Below are 19,781 nucleotides of genomic sequence, written 5' to 3'. Positions count from 1 at the left end.
ACATTTAAATAGATTATGAAAAAAATAAAATTTTTTAAATACACAGCCCTATTCCTTTGATATAATACTTTATAAGTTCTCAAACTTTTTTAAAGGAGGTTACTTATGTGCACTTTTATATTCGGACATAAAAATCCTGATACCGACTCCGTAGCTTCAACCATTACCTTTTCATATTTAAAAAATCAATTAGGTAAGTCTACTATTCCTTGTGTATTAGGAAATATAAACAAAGAATCAGAATATGTATTAAATTATTTTCATCAACCCACTCCAACTCTTATAGAAAACGTAAAAACACAAGTAAAAGATTTAAATTATGATAAGATAGCAACCATTTCTCCTGACTCTTCTATTCTCAGTGCCTATCAATTAATGGGAAATAGCAACCAAAGAATGCTTCCTGTAGTCGATGAAAATAATAAACTCTTAGGGATTATCACTATGAAAGATATTGCTATGGGATTAATTCAAGGAGATTTTTATCATCTTCATACATCTCTTTCCAATATCATTGATGCTTTAAATGGGAAACTCCTAACAGGAAAAAATAAGATTGTAAAGGGAAATATCTCTGTCATTGCTTTTTATTATAAAACCATAAAGGATAGCTTAAATGAAGAAAAAATCATTATCGTAGGAGATCGCTATGATATTATTGAGCATGCTATCCATTCAGACGTAAAACTAATTATTGTTACAGGAAATAAAGAAGTTCCTAACCATTATTTAAATTTAGCTCGTGAAAAAGATATATCTATTATCTCAGTTCCCATAGATACCTATACTACATCAAAGCTGATTAATCAATGTAATTATATATCTTCCATCATGAAAAAATCAGGTATTATCAAATTTCATGAGTATGAATATTTAGAAGATGTCAAAGAAGAAATTATTAACACAAATCATATCAACTATCCTATTGTAGATGATCAAAACACTTTTTTAGGTTTTATCAATCGAAAACATATTTTAAAACCTGGCCGTAAAAAAGTAATCCTAGTAGATCATAACGAATATAGTCAAAGTGCAGAGGGTCTAAACGAAGCAGACGTACTAGAAATCATTGATCATCACAAATTAGGAGATATTTGTACTACAAGTCCAATAAACTTTAGAAATATGCCTGTTGGAAGCACTTGTACCATCATACATCAAATATTTAAAGAACAAAATATAGACATTCCTTATAATATGGCAGGAATACTCCTATCAGGTATCTTATCAGATACATTATTTTTTAGATCTCCTACCACCACAAACTTAGATAAACAATCTATAGCAGAATTAAATGTTATTTTAAATTTAGATATAGAAAAGTTTGCAATGGAAATGTTTAAAGCAGGAACTTCCCTTGAAGGACAAAGTATAGAAGAAATATTCTACAAAGATTTCAAAGAATTTGTTTTAGAAGGTCAAAAGGCAGGGATTGGACAAGTCTTTACCTTAGATATTGAAGATGTGTTAAATAGGAAAGAAGAATTTATTGATTTTATAGATAAAGTTCATCATAACAAGGATTATTTTTTAACTTTGCTTTTAATTACAGATTTACTAAAAGAAGGCTCCTATCTTTTATTTAAGTGCAATCATCATACCTTTATGGCTTCTACCTTTGGAGTATCCTCTAAACAAGGGGTATTTGCTAAAAATATACTTTCTCGAAAAAAACAAGTAGTTCCAAAAATTTCAGAAGCCTTAAGTATGATCAAGTAAAAAAAGCTGCCAATGGCAGCTTTTTATCTTATAGTAAATGAATATTTGCTTTTTTACAAGCTTCGATTACATCTGGTTGCCATATTGCTGCTTGTACCTCACCAATATGGGCCTTTTGCAAGAAGAACATACAAATTCTTGATTGTCCAATTCCTCCACCTACAGTAAACGGTAATTTTTCTTCTAATAATAATTGATGAAACTCAAATCCTTTACGATCTTCACAGTCTGCAATTTTTAATTGTTTTTCTAAGCTTTTCTTATCTACACGAATTCCCATAGAAGATAATTCAAGACCAATTTCTAGTACTGGGTTCCAAAAAATTATATCTCCATTTAATTCCCAATCATCATAATCTGGTGCTCTACCATCATGTGGCTCTCCTGATTTTAATGCACCCCCAATTTTCATAATAAATACGGCACCTTTTTCTTTTGCAATAGCATGTTCTCTTTCTTTTGGTGTAAATTCAGGATACCTATCTTCTAATTCTTGTGTAGTAATAAAGCTAATTTCCTCTGGTAAAAAAGCTTCATATTGATCATATAAACTACATACATAGCTTTCTGTACTTTTGAATACTTTATATAAATCTCTTACAATACTTTTTAAAGTTTCTTCTGTTCTATCTTCTTTTGCAATAACTTTCTCCCAATCCCATTGATCTACATAAATAGAATGTAGGTTATCTAAATCTTCATCTCTACGAATAGCATTCATATCTGTATATAGCCCTTCTCCAACTGAAAAACCATATCTATATAATGCCATACGCTTCCACTTTGCTAATGAATGTACAATTTCCACAACTTTTCCACCAATTCCTTTTACATCAAAAGCTACAGGTCTTTCTACTCCGTTTAAGTTATCGTTCATTCCTGTTTCAGGGATGACAAATAATGGTGCTGATACTCTCGTTAAGTTCAAACTTTCTGCTAATTTTGTTTCAAAATAATCTTTTACCTGTTTAATTGCTACTTCTGTTTGTCTAAGACCTAGTTTTGGATCATATCCTTTAGGGATCATTAATCTTTCCATTTTTATTCCTCCTATTTTTATTCTTATATTTATTAGTTATTAGTTTCTTTTATTTATTAGTTATTAGTTTCTTTCTTCTATTGAGTGATTATACAAAACAAGCATGGCCATGCTAATTGATGTCTTTTTTTATATACAAAAAAACCTTTCATCCCATACAAGGGACGAAAGGTTAGACTTCCGCGGTACCACCCAAATTAGCTTAACTGCTCAACTTATATCAGTACGGAATAAAATTCGATACTGTCCAATGAATAACGGTTTGGCTCCGTCTAAGTCTACTCTCCATAAGGATTTCGGTTAGAAACTCCGAGATGTTCTTCAAAATAGGTTTCGTATTGGTCTCTCACCACCACCAACTCGCTAAAACTACATCCTACATTTACTCTTCTCATCATCGTTACTGATCAACTTTTCAACTATTGTAGATTATTATACGAATAATGTTACAAAAAGTCAACACTTTTTTATTATTTTTTTAATAATTCTATATAATTAGAATTTATGCCCATTGTTTTCTACTTCATTATTACAACTTCTCCATCTATAATATTCATTATAATTTCACAGGTTACACACAAAAATCTTCTGTAAAATCACTGCTAAAGATAGTCTCATATATAGATATACCAGATTTATATTTTATTTTCTAAAAAACTAACAAAATCAACGTATACTGAAAATATTTCCAGTAAAACAAAGCAAAAAGTCTAGATTACTCAATTATGAAAGAAAATCCTATTTGCTTTTATATAAGATTTTCAATATAATTGATTTTGTTATTATTTTAACAATCTATATTTTTTTATTATCTCCCTTGGAACTATGTAAAGCAAAAGGCTGTTGACATTTTCATCAACAGCCACAACAATAGTTTATTTTAATATAAATTGCTTTCAATTAAGCAGCAATACCTATTTTTGAGAATACTGCGTAGATTACAACCATCATTGCAACTACGACAAATGCAACAGGCTTTGCATATTTCCAAGGAGTAATATCAACTTGTTTTGTATATTCTTGTACAAAAGCTGTTTCTCTTGGCATAATTTTTCCAACAGCAAGCATAATCAATACATTCACTGGGAACAACACACCTAATACATATAAGAAATGTACATCTCCTGCTACAAATTTAGATGCTGTATATAAAACTACATGTGCTAAAAGTGCTATTTTTGGTGCAATAGCAGGTACTCTCTTTGTGTAGAATCCTACTACAATTGCAGCTAATATTGGCACATTATAAAATCCAAAACATTCTTGTAGATAACCAAATAATCCTGATGGTGCATAAATGATAAATGGTGCAATAATCATTGAGATCACCGCTAAAACAGTTCCAAATTTTTTACCTATTTTTACTAATTCAAAGTCAGATGCTTCTGAATTAAATATAGGTCTATAAACATTTAAAGTAAATAATGTTACTGAACTATTTAAAGCACTGTTGAATGAACTTAATATAGCTCCAAATAATACAGCTGCAAAGAATCCTAATAATGGTTTTGGTAATACATCACTTACAAGTGTAGGGTATGCCATATCTCCATTTGTTAATGTATTTCCATATAAGTGAAATGCAATGATTCCTGGTAATACTAAGAAGAAAGGTCCTAATAACTTAAGTACTCCAGCCCCTAAAACTCCTTTTTGTCCTTCAGCTAAATTCTTTGCTCCAAAGGTTCTCTGAACAATTGATTGGTTTGTACACCAATAGAATAAGTTATTAAAGAATAAACCGGTAAATAGCACTGGCCATGGAATCAGTGGACTTTTTGCATCTGCTGGTGCAATCGCATTTAGCTTTTCTGGATGAACAGTTAATAAAGTGTTTAATCCTTCAGAAATACTTCCATGTCCTAATACGATCAAACCAAAGATCGGAATTAATAAGCCACCGATTAATAATCCAACACCATTTAATGTATCTGAAACAGCAACCGCCTTTAAGCCTCCAAAAATTGCATAAATAGATCCAACAATACCAATTGCCCAAACAGTAATCCACAATGCTTGGAACTGACTGATTCCTAATAATCCTGGTACATCAAATATTCCGTTTAATACTAACGCCCCAGAATATAATACTGTTGGTAAATATGTTACTACATATCCAATTAAGAACAATACAGATATGATTTGTCTTGTTTTTGCATCATAACGCTCTTCTAAAAAATCTGGTATAGTGGTAATTCCACTTTTTAAGTATTTAGGTAAAAATATCAAAGCCATACATACTAATGCAAAGGCAGCAGTAGCTTCCCAAGCCATTACACACATAGTTGTCATATAACTTTGTCCATTTAATCCTACCATTTGCTCTGTTGATAAATTAGTAAGCATCAATGAACCTGCAATAACCACGCCTGTTAAACTTCTACCTCCTAGGAAATAACCATCCTGTGTATCTAAGTCATCTCCACGAGTCACCCACCATGATATAACTGCAACTAATCCTGTAAAAAATATAAACGACACTACTGCTAATAAGCTCACTTTTAATTCCTCCCACAACTTAAAATATTATATTTTCTTATCCATGTTTCTTGAGTATTGCTTTTCGCAATCTTCTTATTTTTTAATCCCTCCTTTTCATATTTATTGCATTTATAAAAATATTCATTTAGATAAATATTTATAAAATCTTAGCCCTTTCAAATAACAAATCTATGAAATAAATGGAAAATATTTTCTGCAAACGTTTGCGAAACTTTTAAAAAAAATAAACCTTTTTATTTCCTTTTAACTAATTTATATAAGTAAAATACATACTTTTATAAAAATTAACAAACGAAAACGTTTTCACATTGACAAGTATACCATATTCATTACCAATAAATCAATAAAAAAAATTTGAAATTTATTCACATTTTGAATAATTCTTCATTCGACTATTCTTTTTTATAAATATAATTTTCTTAAATTCTTTTCTGCGTATTTTTAATATAAATATTTTAAAATTCCTCTTTCAACCCATCACATCCTCATATATAATGAATAATGTCTATGTCTTTTTTATGAAATGATTCTACCTTTTTATCAGACTTATAGACATCCTAATTGTTCATATAGTGAGCTATATCACTTGAAACTTTCCATAAATTTATTAAGAAAAGGAGCATAAGATGAGTATTTTAACAGTAAAAAATTTAAGCCATGGATTTGGAGACCGTGCCATTTTTAACAATGTCTCCTTCCGACTTTTAAAAGGTGAACACATTGGCCTTATGGGCGCTAACGGTGAAGGTAAATCTACTTTCATGAATATCATAACAGGAAAACTAGAACCTGATGAAGGACAAATCGAATGGTCAAAGAGAGTTCGCGTTGGCTATCTTGATCAACATACTATCCTTGAGAGGGGACTAACTATCCGAGATGTCTTAAGAGATGCATTTAAATACCTCTTCGACCTTGAAACTGAAATGAATGAAATCTGCGATAAAATGGCTGAAGCTACTCCTGAAGAGTTGGAAAAAATGCTTGAAGATATGGGCTCCATCCAAGATATTTTAACCAATAATGACTTTTATATGATCGATTCTAAAATTGAAGAAATTGGTAGAGGCTTGGGATTAAGGGATATCGGTCTTGAAAAAGATGTTCATGACCTTAGCGGTGGACAAAGAACAAAGGTTCTTCTTGCAAAGCTGCTCCTTGAAAAACCAGATATTCTTCTTTTAGACGAACCTACAAATTATTTAGATGAAGTGCATATAGAATGGTTAAAACGTTATCTTCAGGAATATGAGAATGCTTTTATTCTAATTTCTCACGATATTCCATTCCTAAATAGTGTAATCAATCTAATATATCATATGGAAAATCAGGAATTAAACCGCTATGTAGGGGACTATAACAATTTTATAAAGATTTATGAAGCCAAAAAACAACAAATAGAAGCTGCATACAAAAAACAACAGCAAGAGATTGCAGCCCTTGAGGATTTCGTTGCAAGAAACAAAGCCAGAGTTGCTACTAGAAATATGGCCATGTCCAGACAAAAAAAGCTTGATAAAATGGAAAAAATCGAGCTTACAAGAGAAAAACCAAAACCAGAATTTAATTTCAAAAAATCTAGAACTTCTGGTAAGCTGATTTTTGAAACAAAGAATCTTGTCATCGGATATAATGAACCCCTTTCTAAACCTTTGAATCTTCGCATGGAAAGAGGACAAAAAATTGCATTGATTGGAGCCAATGGACTTGGAAAAACTACACTTCTAAAGAGTATTCTAGGAGAAATCAAATCTATTTCCGGTTCCGTTGAACTAGGAGATTACCTACACATTGGCTATTTTGAGCAGGAAATTAAAGAAGCAAACTACAAGACATGTATTGAAGAAGTATGGGAAGAGTTTCCATCCTACACTCAATTTGAAATTCGTTCCGCCCTTGCAAAATGCGGTTTAACAACAAAACATATAGAAAGTAAGGTTGTTGTGTTAAGTGGTGGAGAACAAGCTAAAGTACGTCTATGTAAACTCATCAATAAAGAAACCAATTTACTCATTCTAGACGAACCAACAAATCATCTAGACATAGATGCAAAAGAAGAGCTTAAACGTGCCCTTCAAGCATATAATGGTAGCATCCTTCTTATATGCCACGAACCGGATTTTTATAATGATGTGGTAACAGATATCTGGAATTGTGAATCCTGGACAACTAAGATTGTATAAAAAATGCCTCAGCTACTACTAGCTGAGGCATCACTTATCCACTTTTTCTCATCATATCCTATTGTATAGAATCTTTTAGGCTTTTTGCTTAATTGCTTCAGCTATTTTTTTACCTAATAACGTTGCTCTTTCTACTGTTTCTTTGTCCTCATCAAAAACATAAAAAACATCATCTGTAATTTTTGCTTGTTGACCATATTTTGCACGGAATGCACTGTAATCACAAGTTTCACCATAACCACATTTAAAGCATGAAGCATTTCCATCTATTGTAAGCACCCCAACTTCTTCCATGTTGAATATTTGGAAAATAGATGTTACCTCATCTTTTACTGTCTCTTGATGAAAGAAACCTCCTGCTACTGCTGCAGCTATTTTTCCTTTTGTTAACATTTTTCTATGGATTAAAGGAAACAGTCTTTCAATAAATGTTTTTGTTACTGCATTCAACTTTCCAAATCTAGCAACTCCACCTAAAAGAATTGCATCTGCTTCTAGAATCTTCTCTAATATTTCATTCATATCATCTTTCAAAACACAACGATTTGTGCTTGCACATCCTACGCATCCAGTACAATAGTTCATATTAAGCGTATTTAATCTAACTAATTCCCATTCTTCTCCTGTAGACTTTAAAACTTGTTCCATTGCTTTTTCAAGAACCCCTGATTTCACTGTACTTCCACTAAATGCAATAATTTTTGCCATTTTTATTCCCCCTAAATTTAATTGATCTATTATTAGTTATACAATCTTATAACAAAGATTCATTTCCGTTTCTTTTATCATGAATTCAGACATCTTAGGAACTATTCTTTCAAAATGTTCAGTTTTAAAATGTTGATCAAAGTCCTCTTTCGTCTTCCATTGTTCAAGAACTATAAAAATTCTAGGATTTTCTTCATCTTGATACATTTCATATTGTATACAACCTTCTTCTTTTCTGCTTGGCTCAACCATTCCTTTAAATACTTCTACAAATTCATCAATTTGGTCTTCTTTAACATAGATTTTTGATACTACCTGTAACATTTTCTCTACACTCCTTTTATTATATTTGAAGTCCTGCTCTAAATCCTTCTTCTACAGCTTCTAAAGCTTTTCTAACCTTTACTGCATCTCCTATAGTAATAACTTTCTCAACTTTACCTTGAATTTTTTTAGCTAATGTATTTACAGGTCTTGAACCTATTGCCATAACCACTGTATCTACATTTTCTAATTTTGATTTATTTTCTTCTTGATCTGCAATTACAACTGTATTATTTAATATTTCTTTTACTGAAGTATTCGTTAAAATCTGTACCTTGTTTTGTTCTAAATCTTTAAATAAGAAGTGTTTTACTGCTGGTTCTCCATCTTTCACGATTTCAGGAAGCATTTCAATGATTGTAACCTTTTTTCCATGATTAGCAAGATGGGCTGCTGTTTCTGCTCCAACCAATCCACCACCTATTACAACTACATTTGTACCTGTATCTTTTAATCCTGCTAAAACATCATTTGCTATTACAACATGATCTAAATCCTTTCCTGGTATATTAGGAACAAATGGCTTTGCTCCAGTAGCTACTATCACTACATCTGGCTTCATATTTTCAATAGTTTCTTCAGTTAAGCTTGTATTTAAATATATATTTACATCTAATTTTTTCAATTGGTTTTTTTGCCATACAGTAAGTGTGTTCAGCTCTTCTTTTGATGGTGGCACTGCTGCTAAAATCCATTGTCCACCCAGTTTACTATTTTTTTCATATAAATGGACTTCATGTCCACGCTTAGAAGCTACTATAGCAGCTTCCATTCCTGCTACACCGCCTCCAGCAATCAATACTTTCTTTTTAGCTTTCGCTTCTTCGATCTTTATTTCACTTTCATTCCCTGTCATTGGATTTACAAGACATTTTACTGGTAATTGCTGTACATTTCTTCCAGCACATCCTTGAAGACATCCGATACAATGAATGATATCTTCAAATCTACCTTCTTTGGCTTTGTTTGGTAGATGTGGGTCAGCAAGAGAAGCTCTTCCCATAGATACTAAATCTGCTTTTTCAGAAGCTAATATAGATTCTGCTATTAAAGGATCATTTACTCTTCCAACTGTAATGACAGGTATAGAAACTACTTTCTTAATCTCAGCCGTAATATCAGAACTCCAAGCATGCTTCACTGCTGCTGGTGGTATGATATATTGAGCACTTGCATAAACCCCATTAGTAGCATGGATTGCATTTACTCCTGCTTCTTCTAACATCATAGCAATAACTTTGCTATCTTCTGTTATTAGCCCACCCTCAACCAATTCATTTACTGACATTCTATATATAATAGGAAAGTCTTCTCCTGCTTTCTTTTTTATATTCTCAATTACTTCTAATGCAAATCTTGCTCTATTTTGAATATTTCCACCATATTCGTCTGTTCTTTTATTAGAAAATGGTGACATAAATTGATTAATAAGATATCCATGAGAACCATGAATCTCTACCCCATCAAATCCTGCCTTTTTTGCTCTTAATGCTGCGTCTCCAAATTTGTCTACTATTTCTTTTATTTCTTGGATAGCCAATTCTTTAGGGGTTTCCCCAATAGTAGGGTCTGCTATAGGAGATGGTGCTACTGGCTGTACTCCAGTTATCATACTTGCTGTTTGTCTTCCAGCATGATTAATTTGAACAACAATTTTAGCTCCATGTTTATGAACTCTGTCTGTTAACTCTTTGTGACTTTCGATTTGTTCATCATTCCATAATCCTGGAAGCTTTACAAACCCACTTGCATTCGGATCCATTGTATAATTTTCTGGAATTATAAGACCCCATCCACCTTTTGCCTTTTCCTCAATATATGCAATAAATCTCTCATTAGCTGTTCCATCTTCATTTACAAAGTTAACTACCATTGGTGGCACAACAAACCTATTTTTCACTTCCATATTTCCTATTTTCATTGGCTCAAATACTCTTTTTAACATGAATTGATCTCCTCTCTACATTATTTAAAGAACTTCTAAAACTTCCTTTGGTTCTAATCTAGTAGTGTAGTCAGTATTTACATAAGATAAAATGATCGTTCCATTCGTATCTACTACATATGTTGCAGGTACTGGAAGCTCATAATTTTCATTTCCTTGAGTGGTAACCAAATCAACACCCAGCCTCTTATATATAGGACGCAATTCCTCTTCAACAGTAAAAACTAGGCCAAGCTCTCTTGCAATTTCATTTCCAATATCACTTAAAACTTCATATTTCAAAGTATACTTTTCTACTAGAGACAAAGAATTGTCTGGTAACTCAGGAGAAATTGCCACTAATTGCCCTCCTAATGCATGTATTTCTGGAAGTGTTTCTTGATATGCCTGTAGTTCCAAATTACAATATGGACACCATCCTCCCCTATAAAAACTTATAACTAAAGGACCATCTGCCAGTAAATCATTTAAATCTATCATTTCTCCAACAGCATTTTTAAGTACAAAATGAGGAATTTTATCACCTACTTTTAAAGCCTTCTTTTCAATTTCCTCTTTTGCAAGTTTTTCTACTGATTCTTTTAAAACATTCATAATATCCTTTGGGATTTCTTTGGAAGCCTCTTCTTGTAATTTTTTTAACTGTAGTTTTAAATTCATCTTATCCCCTCCTTTTCCATATGACCAGTCGTTTTAATTATTTTATAAAAATAAGGCCTTTCCCTTAGTAAAACCATATACATTAGTCAAATCATTTAATAATTTATACGCCAATCACTTCTTTAACTTCTGGTATCTCTTCTTTTAATATTCTTTCGATTAACATTTTCAGAGTCATTTTAGCGCCAGGACATCCAACACATGCACCTTGTAATTCTACTTTTACAATTCCCTCTTCACTAGCACTTATAAGTTTTACGTTACCACCATCTCGTTGCAGTATCGGACGTACCTTCTCTAAAACTTCCATCACTCTTTTTTTCATATTCTTATCCATCCTTTCTTATTCTAATGATAGTATTTTAATAGTTCAAAATACTACTCTTATTGCTCTCATTTCTCAAATCAACCATTCTCTTATATGACCAGTCGTCTTTAGTAAATTCTTTTAAATAGAAGTTTTACCTTAGTAAAACTTCTACTAATACTTCATAAAAATCATCTAAAACTTCTCTGTTCTTACTTGCTTTCATTCTTAGCAATGTTCCTTGCCAACTGCTTACAATAAAATTAGAAAGTTTCTTTATGTCTACTTTAGAATTAAACCCGTTAAGTTCATAAGCTTCCACTAAGCAAACATAGATTCTTTTTACAATTTCTTTATGAATTTCATCTGTAGCCTCTGAGATTATAGTACTTATATCCCCCATTTCCTGAGTTATATTTCCAACAAAGCATCCCAGTTTAAAACCAGCTTCTTCATTTTGACCAATCATATGTTTGTAAAAATTTTTGATTCGCTCTAAAGGTTTAATGTTTTTATCTGCTAAAATTTCAAAGGTTTGTTTGCTTGTTTCATAAAAATAATAGTATAAAGCATCTACTGCATAATGTTCTTTATCTTCAAAATAATTATAAAATGATCCCTTTGGAATTCCAGCTGCATCTGTGATATCTTTTACACTTGTTCCATTATATCCCTTTAGAAACATAACACAAATAGAATTTTCTAATATTTCATTTTTTTTAATTAGTTTTTTATCCATGATCAAATTATATGACCGTTCGTCTTGAATGTCAAGGGTTTTTTATTCTAAATAATAAATCTTTATCTTCTTATTTTTCTTCTTAACAAGTCTTACCACTTTATTTACATTTATTGCATCTACCATCACTTTATATATCATATTATCTTTTGAGAAAAAAAACATAGTTTTATCATTTCTTGTTTGATGACTCATCTCCTGCATTTCATCAAATTTTATAATCCTTTCTTTTTTTGTACCTATTCTCTTTATTTGAATCCGTAGGCCTTCATCCTCAATAAAAATATTTTTTTCAAAATAACAAGCATAAATTAAAATCAGCCCTAATAATATTTTAAAATACTGTTGATCATATATGGAATATCCAATAAATACGATTCCTATTCCTATAATTATATATTTGTGCATAGAAGATAGTTTGCTCTGAGCATAGGTCTTAATCATATTTTTCTTCCTTTCTATTATATATATTTTTGATAATATTTGCCTTTCATTTGTTAGAACTTATGTCTCTACTACTCAATAATTTTTCCTTTAATTATCCTTATTCAAATAAAAAACGCATCTATAACTTAAATAGTTCTAGATGCTTACAGAATATTCCTTCTTTTATTATAAAATTGTACGTAAGAGAAATTCTACCTTTTGTCTATAAATCTCACGTTTTCTTTACATTTGATATTAAAATAGCGTATCCTATAATTATATAGCTAGCTACAATCATTTGTTATTTAGATGTAAAAATTTGTTTACTTAACAATACTGACACATAAATTATTACTTCTTTTAACCAAATACATCCCTATAATAAATGTCATACACTCAGCAAATGGAACAGTCAGCCATACTCCGTTCATTCCCATTATCATGGGTAATATATTTATACCTAAAACGATAAATACAATTCCTCTACTTGCTGCTATTATAATAGATGCTTTAGCATCTCCTATTGCTGTAAAATATCCTGAATGAATAATGTTAAATCCACACAGTAAAAAAGCGAATGCATATATTCTGGATCCTCTTACTGCTAAGTTTAGAATCTCTCTATTTCCACTTGCAAATAATGATACTAATTCTTCTCCTAATACAAATAATGTAAAAAATAATACTACTCCAACAACTAAATTTACTTTCGATGCTAACTTTAATGTATTATTTAACCGATCATACTTTTTGTATCCATAATTATAGCTGAGTATAGGGCCTATTCCATCTGATATGCCAAACATAATAAGGATTCCAAATTGAGATATATAATTTATTGTTGTAAATGCTGCAACACCAGTTTCCCCAGCTACTTTCATAAATGTCATATTAAACAAATATGCAGTGGTAGCTGTTGCAATGGCAATAACTCCTTCTGATGAGCCATTATACGCCATTGGTACGATTGTTGATGGATCAAATTTTCCACTAAATATATTTACTATATTCTTTTTGCTAAACATAGGAGGTGCTACTATAAAAAATGCTGCTACATATGCTGTTCCTGTAGCAAATGCTGCTCCTCTTATTCCTAAACTTAATTGCTTTATAAATATAAAATCTAAACTAACATTAACAATTACACTTAAAATCATACCTCTTAAATATAATTCTGGCTTTCCTACTACCCTGTTGGTAAATCCAAATAAAAACATTAAAGACATTAATGGCGCAAAACTACCTATAGTTCTCGTATATATTGCTACTCCTTCTAACAATACTTGATTTGCACCTAATACTACTGCAATTTCTTCACTAAATAACCTTCCAACTAATACTATTGTTAAAGATATTATTGTAATAACTACGAATGCTGTTTTAAAAATATTTTGTGCCTCTTCTTTTTTACCTTCTCCCAAGCTTCTTCCTATGAAGCTTAGAGAACCTACACTTATAATCATACTAAACCCTATGATCACTTGCATAAATGGTTGCACTATATTTACACTTGCCAGTGCATTTTGCCCAACAAAATTCCCTAAAAATATTCCATCTATTATAGTTTGTACACCTGCTATTACCATAGAAATGATTGCTGGTATTGAAAATTGAATAAATAATTTAGATATTTTCTCTGTTCCTAATATATTTTCACTCATTACCTCTACCTCCAAAAGAATATAACAAAACATACCCTAACCATTGTGAATATGTTTTCTTCTAATGAGGTACATTATAAACCTTTGTGCTACACAAAGGTCAATATTTTTTTATAGGAATTTGTATTTCAAATAATTCTTCCTCTATTTTATCAGTAACACTAATATCTATTTGAACAATTTGAAGAATATCACCACATATTTCGTACCCCTCAGTTTCAATATATTCTATCATTTTTTTTAAATGAACTTCCATATCCCAAATACTTCCTTTGTAATACATGCAAGCGTAATTACCTTTAGGAATCTTTTTTATATATTTTTCATCAATATTATCTTGATCTTTGATAAAGAGAAACATAACAACTGATTCTAAATACTTATTCAATACTATATCCTTTTGTTTTATAATTGCTCCAAAGCGATTGCTTGCAACAATAGGCGCTATTTCTTTTAATGAATTCTCTAATTCAAGACATGCATAACTTAAATCAATTTCATTTTTTATGGACTTATCAAAAGTAATAATCTCTCTTTCTTTAATTTCTTTCATAATAATCTCTTCAATATTTGATACCTGAGAAATATCCTCTAAGTGCTTTATTTTTTCACCAATACTTTCTTCTAATTGTTGCAATTCTTTTATTTTCTTTCTAAGTTTATCATGTTTATCCTTCAATAGATTCACAGACTGTTTCAGATTTCTATTATTAAAATACTTTTTAATTTCATCAATAGTCATCCCCAGTTGACGAAGTTCTTTAATGGTTCCTAATTCTTCATATTGTAGAATAGAATAGTATCTATATCCCGTTTTAGGATCTACTTGAATAGGCTTAAATACACCTATTCGATCATAGTGTCTTAATGTTTCAGTAGTAATATTTCTTAGTTTTGCAAATTCTCCAATAGACAATTTATTTTTCACTTTTTATAATCGTCTCCTAACATGATCATTTTTAGGGAATTTCATAAAACGCTCTCTTATTTATGATATCATTCACCCTAACAATCATAAAGGTCGTTTTCAAATTATAATCATTTAACTTTTAACTACATTTTAAATTCAAATATTTCCAAAAAAAAAGCTAGGCTTAACACCTAACTTAATCTATAAAAACTATTTGGGTTTTATTGGGTTAAAACCACATTTATGCCTTTTTAACAACACTTGACTTTAACTTCATAGCTCCAAATCCATCTATTTTACAATCAATATCATGTCCATCAGATGGATTATGAATTAAACGTATGTTTTTTACTTTTGTACCTATTTTTATACTTGATGAACTTCCCTTTACTTTAAGGTCTTTGATTACTGTTACAGAATCCCCATCCTTTAACACATTTCCATTTGCATCTTTTACAATCTCTTCATCTTCATTATTTTCTGATTCTAAAGTCCACTCATGGGCACATTCTGGACAAACTAAAAGACTTCCGTCTTCATAAGTATATTCTGAATTACATTTTGGGCAATTTGGTAAATCAACCATAATTTCACTTCCTCCATTCGTTATTTTAACTCTAATATATATAAATTATTTTCAATTTCCTCTTTATCGCTTCCTAAGAATACTCATTACAAAATTGAAATTTACAAAAAAACATATAGAGTTTATCATAGGTTTATATACTATCATAGTCTTTTCATATTGACAAGACTTCCTCTAAGGTCTTCTTGGATGAATTAATTAAATAAATTAGCTATATGCTTAACAAAATTATTCACAAAAGGAATATAATAACAACCTGTTGTTCCCCATAGTATGGCTGCCATTAGTACAACTAACTGTGCTGTTATATTCGATTGTTTCATAATATTGTGCCAATATCATTAACAAAGAAAGTAAATTTTGAACATAAGATTAAAATTATTATATAGTATTAAAATACATACATAAAGACCTACCCGCAGAAGTAATTCTTTTCCAATCCTAAATAAATAACTACTCATACTTATTTATTTTTCTAAATTCTTTTGGTGTAATACCAGCATATTTCTTAAAGAATTTTGTCATATTAGAAGACTCAGTAAAACCTAATTCATCAGAAATTTCACCGATACTCTTATTTTCAAAACATAAGTTACGCTTTATTTCTAAAATCAAACGATTGATAATAAATTGTTTTGCAGACATATCTACTGCTTTACGTGTCATGAGATTAACAGTTTTCTTTGATACATACATCATATCTGCATAAGATTCAACAGTCTTGATCTCTTTCATATGTTTATCCACTAAGTTGGCAAACTGTAAAAATATATTATTATTTTTCTGCTTGATTACTTTATCTATTTTTAAATATTTCTGTTTTATAAGTAGCATTAGAGTTCTAAAAGTTGAACTAATAATTTCAACCCTTAATTCCATATCCCTTTGTGAATAAAAGTTATACAAAAGCCTTAATTGATCATTTTCAAGGGATTGTGTTTTACTCAAAAATTTCACTATTGGATTCATATATGTTTGCTTAAATAAATCTAAAATTTCTACTGTATTATCTCCTAAAAATTCATATAAGAATTCTTCAGTAAACATAATAAAATACCCTTCTAAATTCTCGTTATAATGAAATCTATGTACTCTATCCTTAGATATTAAAATGAGATCCCCAGTATGATAGGGATATTCAACAAAATCAATTTCATGCAGTCCTTCGCCTTTTACTACAAAAATTATATTATAAAATTCTATCCTATATGGTTTTATAAGAATAGGCATCTTGCTTGGTTTTAGAAATTCCTTAAAAGGAATGATTTCAAAACCAAGTAATCTTTTTTTCGTAAATTTGAATTGTATCCGTTCAACTTTTTTCATATACTCTCCTTACTTAGGGTAAATATTTTACTACCCATAAATATAATTACTGTATCATTAAAATATCAAAGACTCTTCAATTGCATTAACTGGACATGCCAATAGGCAGCTTCCACAATCATCACAGCGGTTCTCTCGTATCTTAAAAGGAGAGCCTTCTTCAATTGCCTTGAAAGTACACACCTCTTTACATTTGCCACATTCAATACACTTATCTGTAATTATCACACCTGCTGGATTAAAGGGAGCTCCTCCAAAGGAAAATCTTTTTCTTAAAAGTTTATGATCTCGATTAATACAATCAAAATCTACGTCAAAAATTTCTCCCTTTGCTCTATATAACACAAAATTTCCTTCTGCCATAGCAGGGTATTTATCAATATCATTAGCAGCACTCAAAAATGCCTTATTCGTTTTTGATTTTTCTTTTATAATTTCTGGTGCTACTCTTTTAACATGTCCAATCAAGCGTATTGTATAACTTGGTGGAAAGTTGGGAGTACCATCTTCTTCATATCCTAAACATTTATTATTTGTTATTCCACAGACTGTCACTTTTCCTGTCTCAATTAATTGTTTCCCAAATGGTTTATTCATCATTGTTCTAAAATAGATTCCATCATCATCACATCCATTAAAGTGAGCTATTCTTGAATGTACTTCATCTCCATTAATCGTTGAAAAAACAAATACCCCGATGTTTTCTATAAGTTTATAAATTTCTTTAATTTCCATAATTACCTCCATAGTTTAAAATTTATTTTATTTTAAGATTTATTTTTTCTATTCATTTTATAAAATTATATTGTTTTAGAAATCCTTTTTGAGTTAATAATCCATTATAAAACTATAATACCTTTCAAATAAAATCTCACACACCTGCTTTTTAATTATAAGTTCTATATTTAAATTAAATGACAACCCCTAAAATAAGGAATCCAACACAACTTATTGTAGCTGCAATCAATGCATATGGCATTTGAGTTGTAACATGATCCATCACTTGTACTTCAGCAATCATAGACGATAATATGGTTGAGTCCGAAATGGGTGAACAGTGATCTCCAAACAAACCTCCTGAAATGATAGCACCAAGAACAACAGGAATTGCAACTTGAAGCGAAACTGCCATAGGGAAAACAATTGGAATTAAAATTCCTACAGTTCCTCCACTTGTTCCTGTAGCAAAAGACATGATTGCACCTAAAACAAAGACCATAGCAGGTATGAAAATCGGATTAATACTCCCACTTATAGATGCAATATATGCACCAGTCCCTAACTCACTAACTAAGTTACTAAATGCAAAAGCTAGAGTTAAAATCATAGTTACTCCTAAATAGTTTGACATACCTTTTATAACCCATTCAGAATAAGTTTTTAAATCTGTAACGCCTTGTACAACATAATATATGCCTGTCAAAATCAATGTCATAATAACCCCAATATAAATGCCAGTAGATCCATCACCCGTTACAATCATTATTCCAACTATTAAACCCACTAATAGAATTATTGGTACTAATATATTCTTAATTTTGGGTGTATAATTGCCATCGTAAACAATCTTTGTTGATTTATTGTTCACAGTTTTATTTTCCTTAATTCCATCTTTATCTAGGAAAATTACAACACCCACTATGAGTATAGATACAATCCCATACAATTGAAACGGTATTGTCGCAATAATTGTATTCATAGGATCTACATCTAAAGTACCCGCTGAAACTTGAGCACTAATCATTGCTATTAAAAATGCTCCAGCACTATTAAAGGGTACTAACCAAGCAACAGGAGAAGATGTAGAATCCGTTATATAAGCTAATTTCTCTCTTGATACATGAAAATAGTCAAATAATGGTCTTGCAGCAACACCTGAAATTACAACAGAGCTGGTCGCATCAATAAACATAAGTATACCAATAAAATACGTAATTAATTGTACTCCCCTTTGAGACTTTACCACTTGCTTTTTCTTCGTTAGATACTCAACCATCCCATGCACACCACCAGATGCTTCAATTACATATACAAATCCTCCAATTATTAAACAAAATAAAATGGATTTAGCAGCATAATCATCTTGAAAAACTTTATATATACTATTGAAACCTAAAGAGAGTGATTTATTTTTAACATCTAGAATGATACCTGAGACAATAATTCCTGTTAACAAAGAAATAAAGACATCCTTGATTGTAAATGCTAATATAATGGCTAATACTATTGGTAACAGCGATAACCAACCAATTTCCATAAGTTGCACCTCCTCAAATATTTTAAACACTAAAATTTAACTATAACAATATTATAGTTACTACTTCATATCTACGTAATGTTATTATCGAACCAAAAAAGGTAAAAACGACACCTTTATACGTGTCATTTTTACCTTTTCTAGATTCTCTATTAAATTCTTCTACAAAGCTCACTTATCACCCTAAATCTTCTATTTTACTTATTACAATATCTACATACCCACTCAAAGCATGATAATCCTTTACTACCTTTGAATAGTCAAAACTTACGCTATGCTCCTTTTTACTAAGTTCCTTCATCATATCTTCTAATTTTTCTCCAGCAAAAGTTAAACCTATGTCTCTACATTTTTCTACTAAGTTTTTCATATCCTCCATTGTATTTTCATAGACGATTCCTAAACCACTTAAAAATAAATCATTTATAATTTGTTCTAGTTCTTCTATAATTCCTTTTATATTATATTTATTTTCTAATTCCATGTGGA

At 30.5% G+C, this 19,781-nt stretch carries 19 protein-coding genes and 1 other annotated feature; of the genes, 2 read left to right on the top strand and 17 right to left on the bottom strand.

What is annotated here, in order from left to right; genetic code table 11:
* Positions 1-105 precede the first annotated feature (105 nt).
* Positions 106-1,719: a putative manganese-dependent inorganic diphosphatase gene (locus K7H06_RS04170; RefSeq protein WP_223038699.1), complete on the top strand. Its 1,614-nt coding sequence runs from the start codon at positions 106-108 to the stop codon at positions 1,717-1,719.
* A gap of 28 nt (positions 1,720-1,747) precedes the next feature.
* Here the strand turns inward: K7H06_RS04170 and asnA are convergent, their stop codons facing one another.
* Both asnA and K7H06_RS04160 read right to left on the bottom strand, forming a co-directional pair.
* Positions 1,748-2,758, bottom strand: a complete 1,011-nt coding sequence (gene asnA, locus K7H06_RS04165; RefSeq protein WP_223038698.1) for an aspartate--ammonia ligase — start codon at positions 2,756-2,758, stop codon at positions 1,748-1,750.
* A 157-nt stretch (positions 2,759-2,915) separates the two neighbouring features.
* Positions 2,916-3,165 (bottom strand) — a binding site (T-box leader).
* A gap of 493 nt (positions 3,166-3,658) precedes the next feature.
* The gene (locus tag K7H06_RS04160) at positions 3,659-5,257 is read right to left on the bottom strand and encodes a solute:sodium symporter family transporter (RefSeq protein ID WP_223038697.1); all 1,599 of its coding nucleotides are present in this window, start codon (positions 5,255-5,257) and stop codon (positions 3,659-3,661) included.
* A gap of 629 nt (positions 5,258-5,886) precedes the next feature.
* Between K7H06_RS04160 and K7H06_RS04155 the strand changes: the two genes are divergently transcribed.
* Positions 5,887-7,443 (top strand): ABC-F family ATP-binding cassette domain-containing protein, encoded by a 1,557-nt coding sequence (locus K7H06_RS04155; RefSeq protein WP_223038696.1) that lies wholly within the window; start codon positions 5,887-5,889, stop codon positions 7,441-7,443.
* A gap of 75 nt (positions 7,444-7,518) precedes the next feature.
* Here the strand turns inward: K7H06_RS04155 and K7H06_RS04150 are convergent, their stop codons facing one another.
* The 15 genes from K7H06_RS04150 to K7H06_RS04085 form a co-directional block, all read right to left on the bottom strand.
* The gene (locus tag K7H06_RS04150; protein ID WP_223038695.1) at positions 7,519-8,151 is read right to left on the bottom strand and encodes a flavodoxin family protein; all 633 of its coding nucleotides are present in this window, start codon (positions 8,149-8,151) and stop codon (positions 7,519-7,521) included.
* Between the two features lie 36 nt (positions 8,152-8,187).
* Positions 8,188-8,475: a putative quinol monooxygenase gene (locus K7H06_RS04145; protein ID WP_223038694.1), complete on the bottom strand. Its 288-nt coding sequence runs from the start codon at positions 8,473-8,475 to the stop codon at positions 8,188-8,190.
* A gap of 19 nt (positions 8,476-8,494) precedes the next feature.
* Positions 8,495-10,420: an oxidoreductase gene (locus K7H06_RS04140; RefSeq protein ID WP_223038693.1), complete on the bottom strand. Its 1,926-nt coding sequence runs from the start codon at positions 10,418-10,420 to the stop codon at positions 8,495-8,497.
* A 24-nt stretch (positions 10,421-10,444) separates the two neighbouring features.
* Positions 10,445-11,080 (bottom strand): peroxiredoxin-like family protein, encoded by a 636-nt coding sequence (locus K7H06_RS04135; protein ID WP_223038692.1) that lies wholly within the window; start codon positions 11,078-11,080, stop codon positions 10,445-10,447.
* A gap of 103 nt (positions 11,081-11,183) precedes the next feature.
* Complete coding sequence (locus tag K7H06_RS04130) at positions 11,184-11,405, bottom strand: NifU family protein (protein ID WP_223038691.1); 222 nt, start codon at positions 11,403-11,405, stop codon at positions 11,184-11,186.
* Positions 11,406-11,541: 136 nt separating this feature from the next.
* Positions 11,542-12,126 carry a TetR/AcrR family transcriptional regulator gene (locus K7H06_RS04125; protein ID WP_223038690.1) on the bottom strand — a complete coding sequence of 195 codons (585 nt, stop codon included), beginning with the start codon at positions 12,124-12,126 and terminating at the stop codon, positions 11,542-11,544.
* A gap of 42 nt (positions 12,127-12,168) precedes the next feature.
* On the bottom strand, positions 12,169-12,570 hold the full coding sequence (locus K7H06_RS04120) for a hypothetical protein (RefSeq protein WP_223038689.1): 402 nt from the start codon (positions 12,568-12,570) through the stop codon (positions 12,169-12,171).
* 305 nt (positions 12,571-12,875) lie between these two features.
* Positions 12,876-14,213: an MATE family efflux transporter gene (locus tag K7H06_RS04115; RefSeq protein WP_223038688.1), complete on the bottom strand. Its 1,338-nt coding sequence runs from the start codon at positions 14,211-14,213 to the stop codon at positions 12,876-12,878.
* A gap of 100 nt (positions 14,214-14,313) precedes the next feature.
* A complete protein-coding gene (locus K7H06_RS04110; RefSeq protein WP_223038687.1) occupies positions 14,314-15,141 on the bottom strand; it encodes a MerR family transcriptional regulator in 828 nt (275 codons plus the stop codon).
* 223 nt (positions 15,142-15,364) lie between these two features.
* On the bottom strand, positions 15,365-15,709 hold the full coding sequence (locus K7H06_RS04105) for a zinc ribbon domain-containing protein YjdM (protein WP_223038686.1): 345 nt from the start codon (positions 15,707-15,709) through the stop codon (positions 15,365-15,367).
* Positions 15,710-15,903: 194 nt separating this feature from the next.
* Positions 15,904-16,032: a hypothetical protein gene (locus K7H06_RS21305; RefSeq protein WP_281426031.1), complete on the bottom strand. Its 129-nt coding sequence runs from the start codon at positions 16,030-16,032 to the stop codon at positions 15,904-15,906.
* Positions 16,033-16,162: 130 nt separating this feature from the next.
* Complete coding sequence (locus K7H06_RS04100) at positions 16,163-17,035, bottom strand: helix-turn-helix domain-containing protein (RefSeq protein WP_223038685.1); 873 nt, start codon at positions 17,033-17,035, stop codon at positions 16,163-16,165.
* A 57-nt stretch (positions 17,036-17,092) separates the two neighbouring features.
* Positions 17,093-17,770: a 4Fe-4S binding protein gene (locus tag K7H06_RS04095; RefSeq protein ID WP_246637633.1), complete on the bottom strand. Its 678-nt coding sequence runs from the start codon at positions 17,768-17,770 to the stop codon at positions 17,093-17,095.
* A 175-nt stretch (positions 17,771-17,945) separates the two neighbouring features.
* Positions 17,946-19,292, bottom strand: a complete 1,347-nt coding sequence (locus K7H06_RS04090; RefSeq protein WP_223038684.1) for a Na+/H+ antiporter NhaC family protein — start codon at positions 19,290-19,292, stop codon at positions 17,946-17,948.
* A 178-nt stretch (positions 19,293-19,470) separates the two neighbouring features.
* Complete coding sequence (locus K7H06_RS04085) at positions 19,471-19,776, bottom strand: hypothetical protein (protein WP_223038683.1); 306 nt, start codon at positions 19,774-19,776, stop codon at positions 19,471-19,473.
* Positions 19,777-19,781: the final 5 nt, after the last annotated feature.

Source organism: Crassaminicella profunda, assembly GCF_019884785.1.
Lineage (GTDB): Bacteria > Bacillota > Clostridia > Peptostreptococcales > Thermotaleaceae > Crassaminicella > Crassaminicella profunda.
This window is presented reverse-complemented; position numbering and strand designations above follow the sequence as displayed.

What these genes read in the sequence shown, in the direction of transcription:
- K7H06_RS04140 (WP_223038693.1), bottom strand. Translation starts at nt 10,420, where the DNA reads ATGTTAAAAAGAGTATTTGAGCCAATGAAAATAGGAAATATGGAAGTG.
- K7H06_RS04130 (WP_223038691.1), bottom strand. Translation starts at nt 11,405, where the DNA reads ATGAAAAAAAGAGTGATGGAAGTTTTAGAGAAGGTACGTCCGATACTG.
- K7H06_RS04090 (WP_223038684.1), bottom strand. Translation starts at nt 19,292, where the DNA reads ATGGAAATTGGTTGGTTATCGCTGTTACCAATAGTATTAGCCATTATA.
- K7H06_RS04105 (WP_223038686.1), bottom strand. Translation starts at nt 15,709, where the DNA reads ATGGTTGATTTACCAAATTGCCCAAAATGTAATTCAGAATATACTTAT.
- K7H06_RS04135 (WP_223038692.1), bottom strand. Translation starts at nt 11,080, where the DNA reads ATGAATTTAAAACTACAGTTAAAAAAATTACAAGAAGAGGCTTCCAAA.
- K7H06_RS04150 (WP_223038695.1), bottom strand. Translation starts at nt 8,151, where the DNA reads ATGGCAAAAATTATTGCATTTAGTGGAAGTACAGTGAAATCAGGGGTT.
- K7H06_RS04115 (WP_223038688.1), bottom strand. Translation starts at nt 14,213, where the DNA reads ATGAGTGAAAATATATTAGGAACAGAGAAAATATCTAAATTATTTATT.
- asnA (WP_223038698.1), bottom strand. Translation starts at nt 2,758, where the DNA reads ATGGAAAGATTAATGATCCCTAAAGGATATGATCCAAAACTAGGTCTT.
- K7H06_RS04170 (WP_223038699.1), top strand. Translation starts at nt 106, where the DNA reads ATGTGCACTTTTATATTCGGACATAAAAATCCTGATACCGACTCCGTA.
- K7H06_RS04125 (WP_223038690.1), bottom strand. Translation starts at nt 12,126, where the DNA reads ATGGATAAAAAACTAATTAAAAAAAATGAAATATTAGAAAATTCTATT.
- K7H06_RS04120 (WP_223038689.1), bottom strand. Translation starts at nt 12,570, where the DNA reads ATGATTAAGACCTATGCTCAGAGCAAACTATCTTCTATGCACAAATAT.
- K7H06_RS04095 (WP_246637633.1), bottom strand. Translation starts at nt 17,770, where the DNA reads ATGGAAATTAAAGAAATTTATAAACTTATAGAAAACATCGGGGTATTT.
- K7H06_RS04085 (WP_223038683.1), bottom strand. Translation starts at nt 19,776, where the DNA reads ATGGAATTAGAAAATAAATATAATATAAAAGGAATTATAGAAGAACTA.
- K7H06_RS04145 (WP_223038694.1), bottom strand. Translation starts at nt 8,475, where the DNA reads ATGTTACAGGTAGTATCAAAAATCTATGTTAAAGAAGACCAAATTGAT.
- K7H06_RS04100 (WP_223038685.1), bottom strand. Translation starts at nt 17,035, where the DNA reads ATGAAAAAAGTTGAACGGATACAATTCAAATTTACGAAAAAAAGATTA.
- K7H06_RS04155 (WP_223038696.1), top strand. Translation starts at nt 5,887, where the DNA reads ATGAGTATTTTAACAGTAAAAAATTTAAGCCATGGATTTGGAGACCGT.
- K7H06_RS21305 (WP_281426031.1), bottom strand. Translation starts at nt 16,032, where the DNA reads ATGAAACAATCGAATATAACAGCACAGTTAGTTGTACTAATGGCAGCC.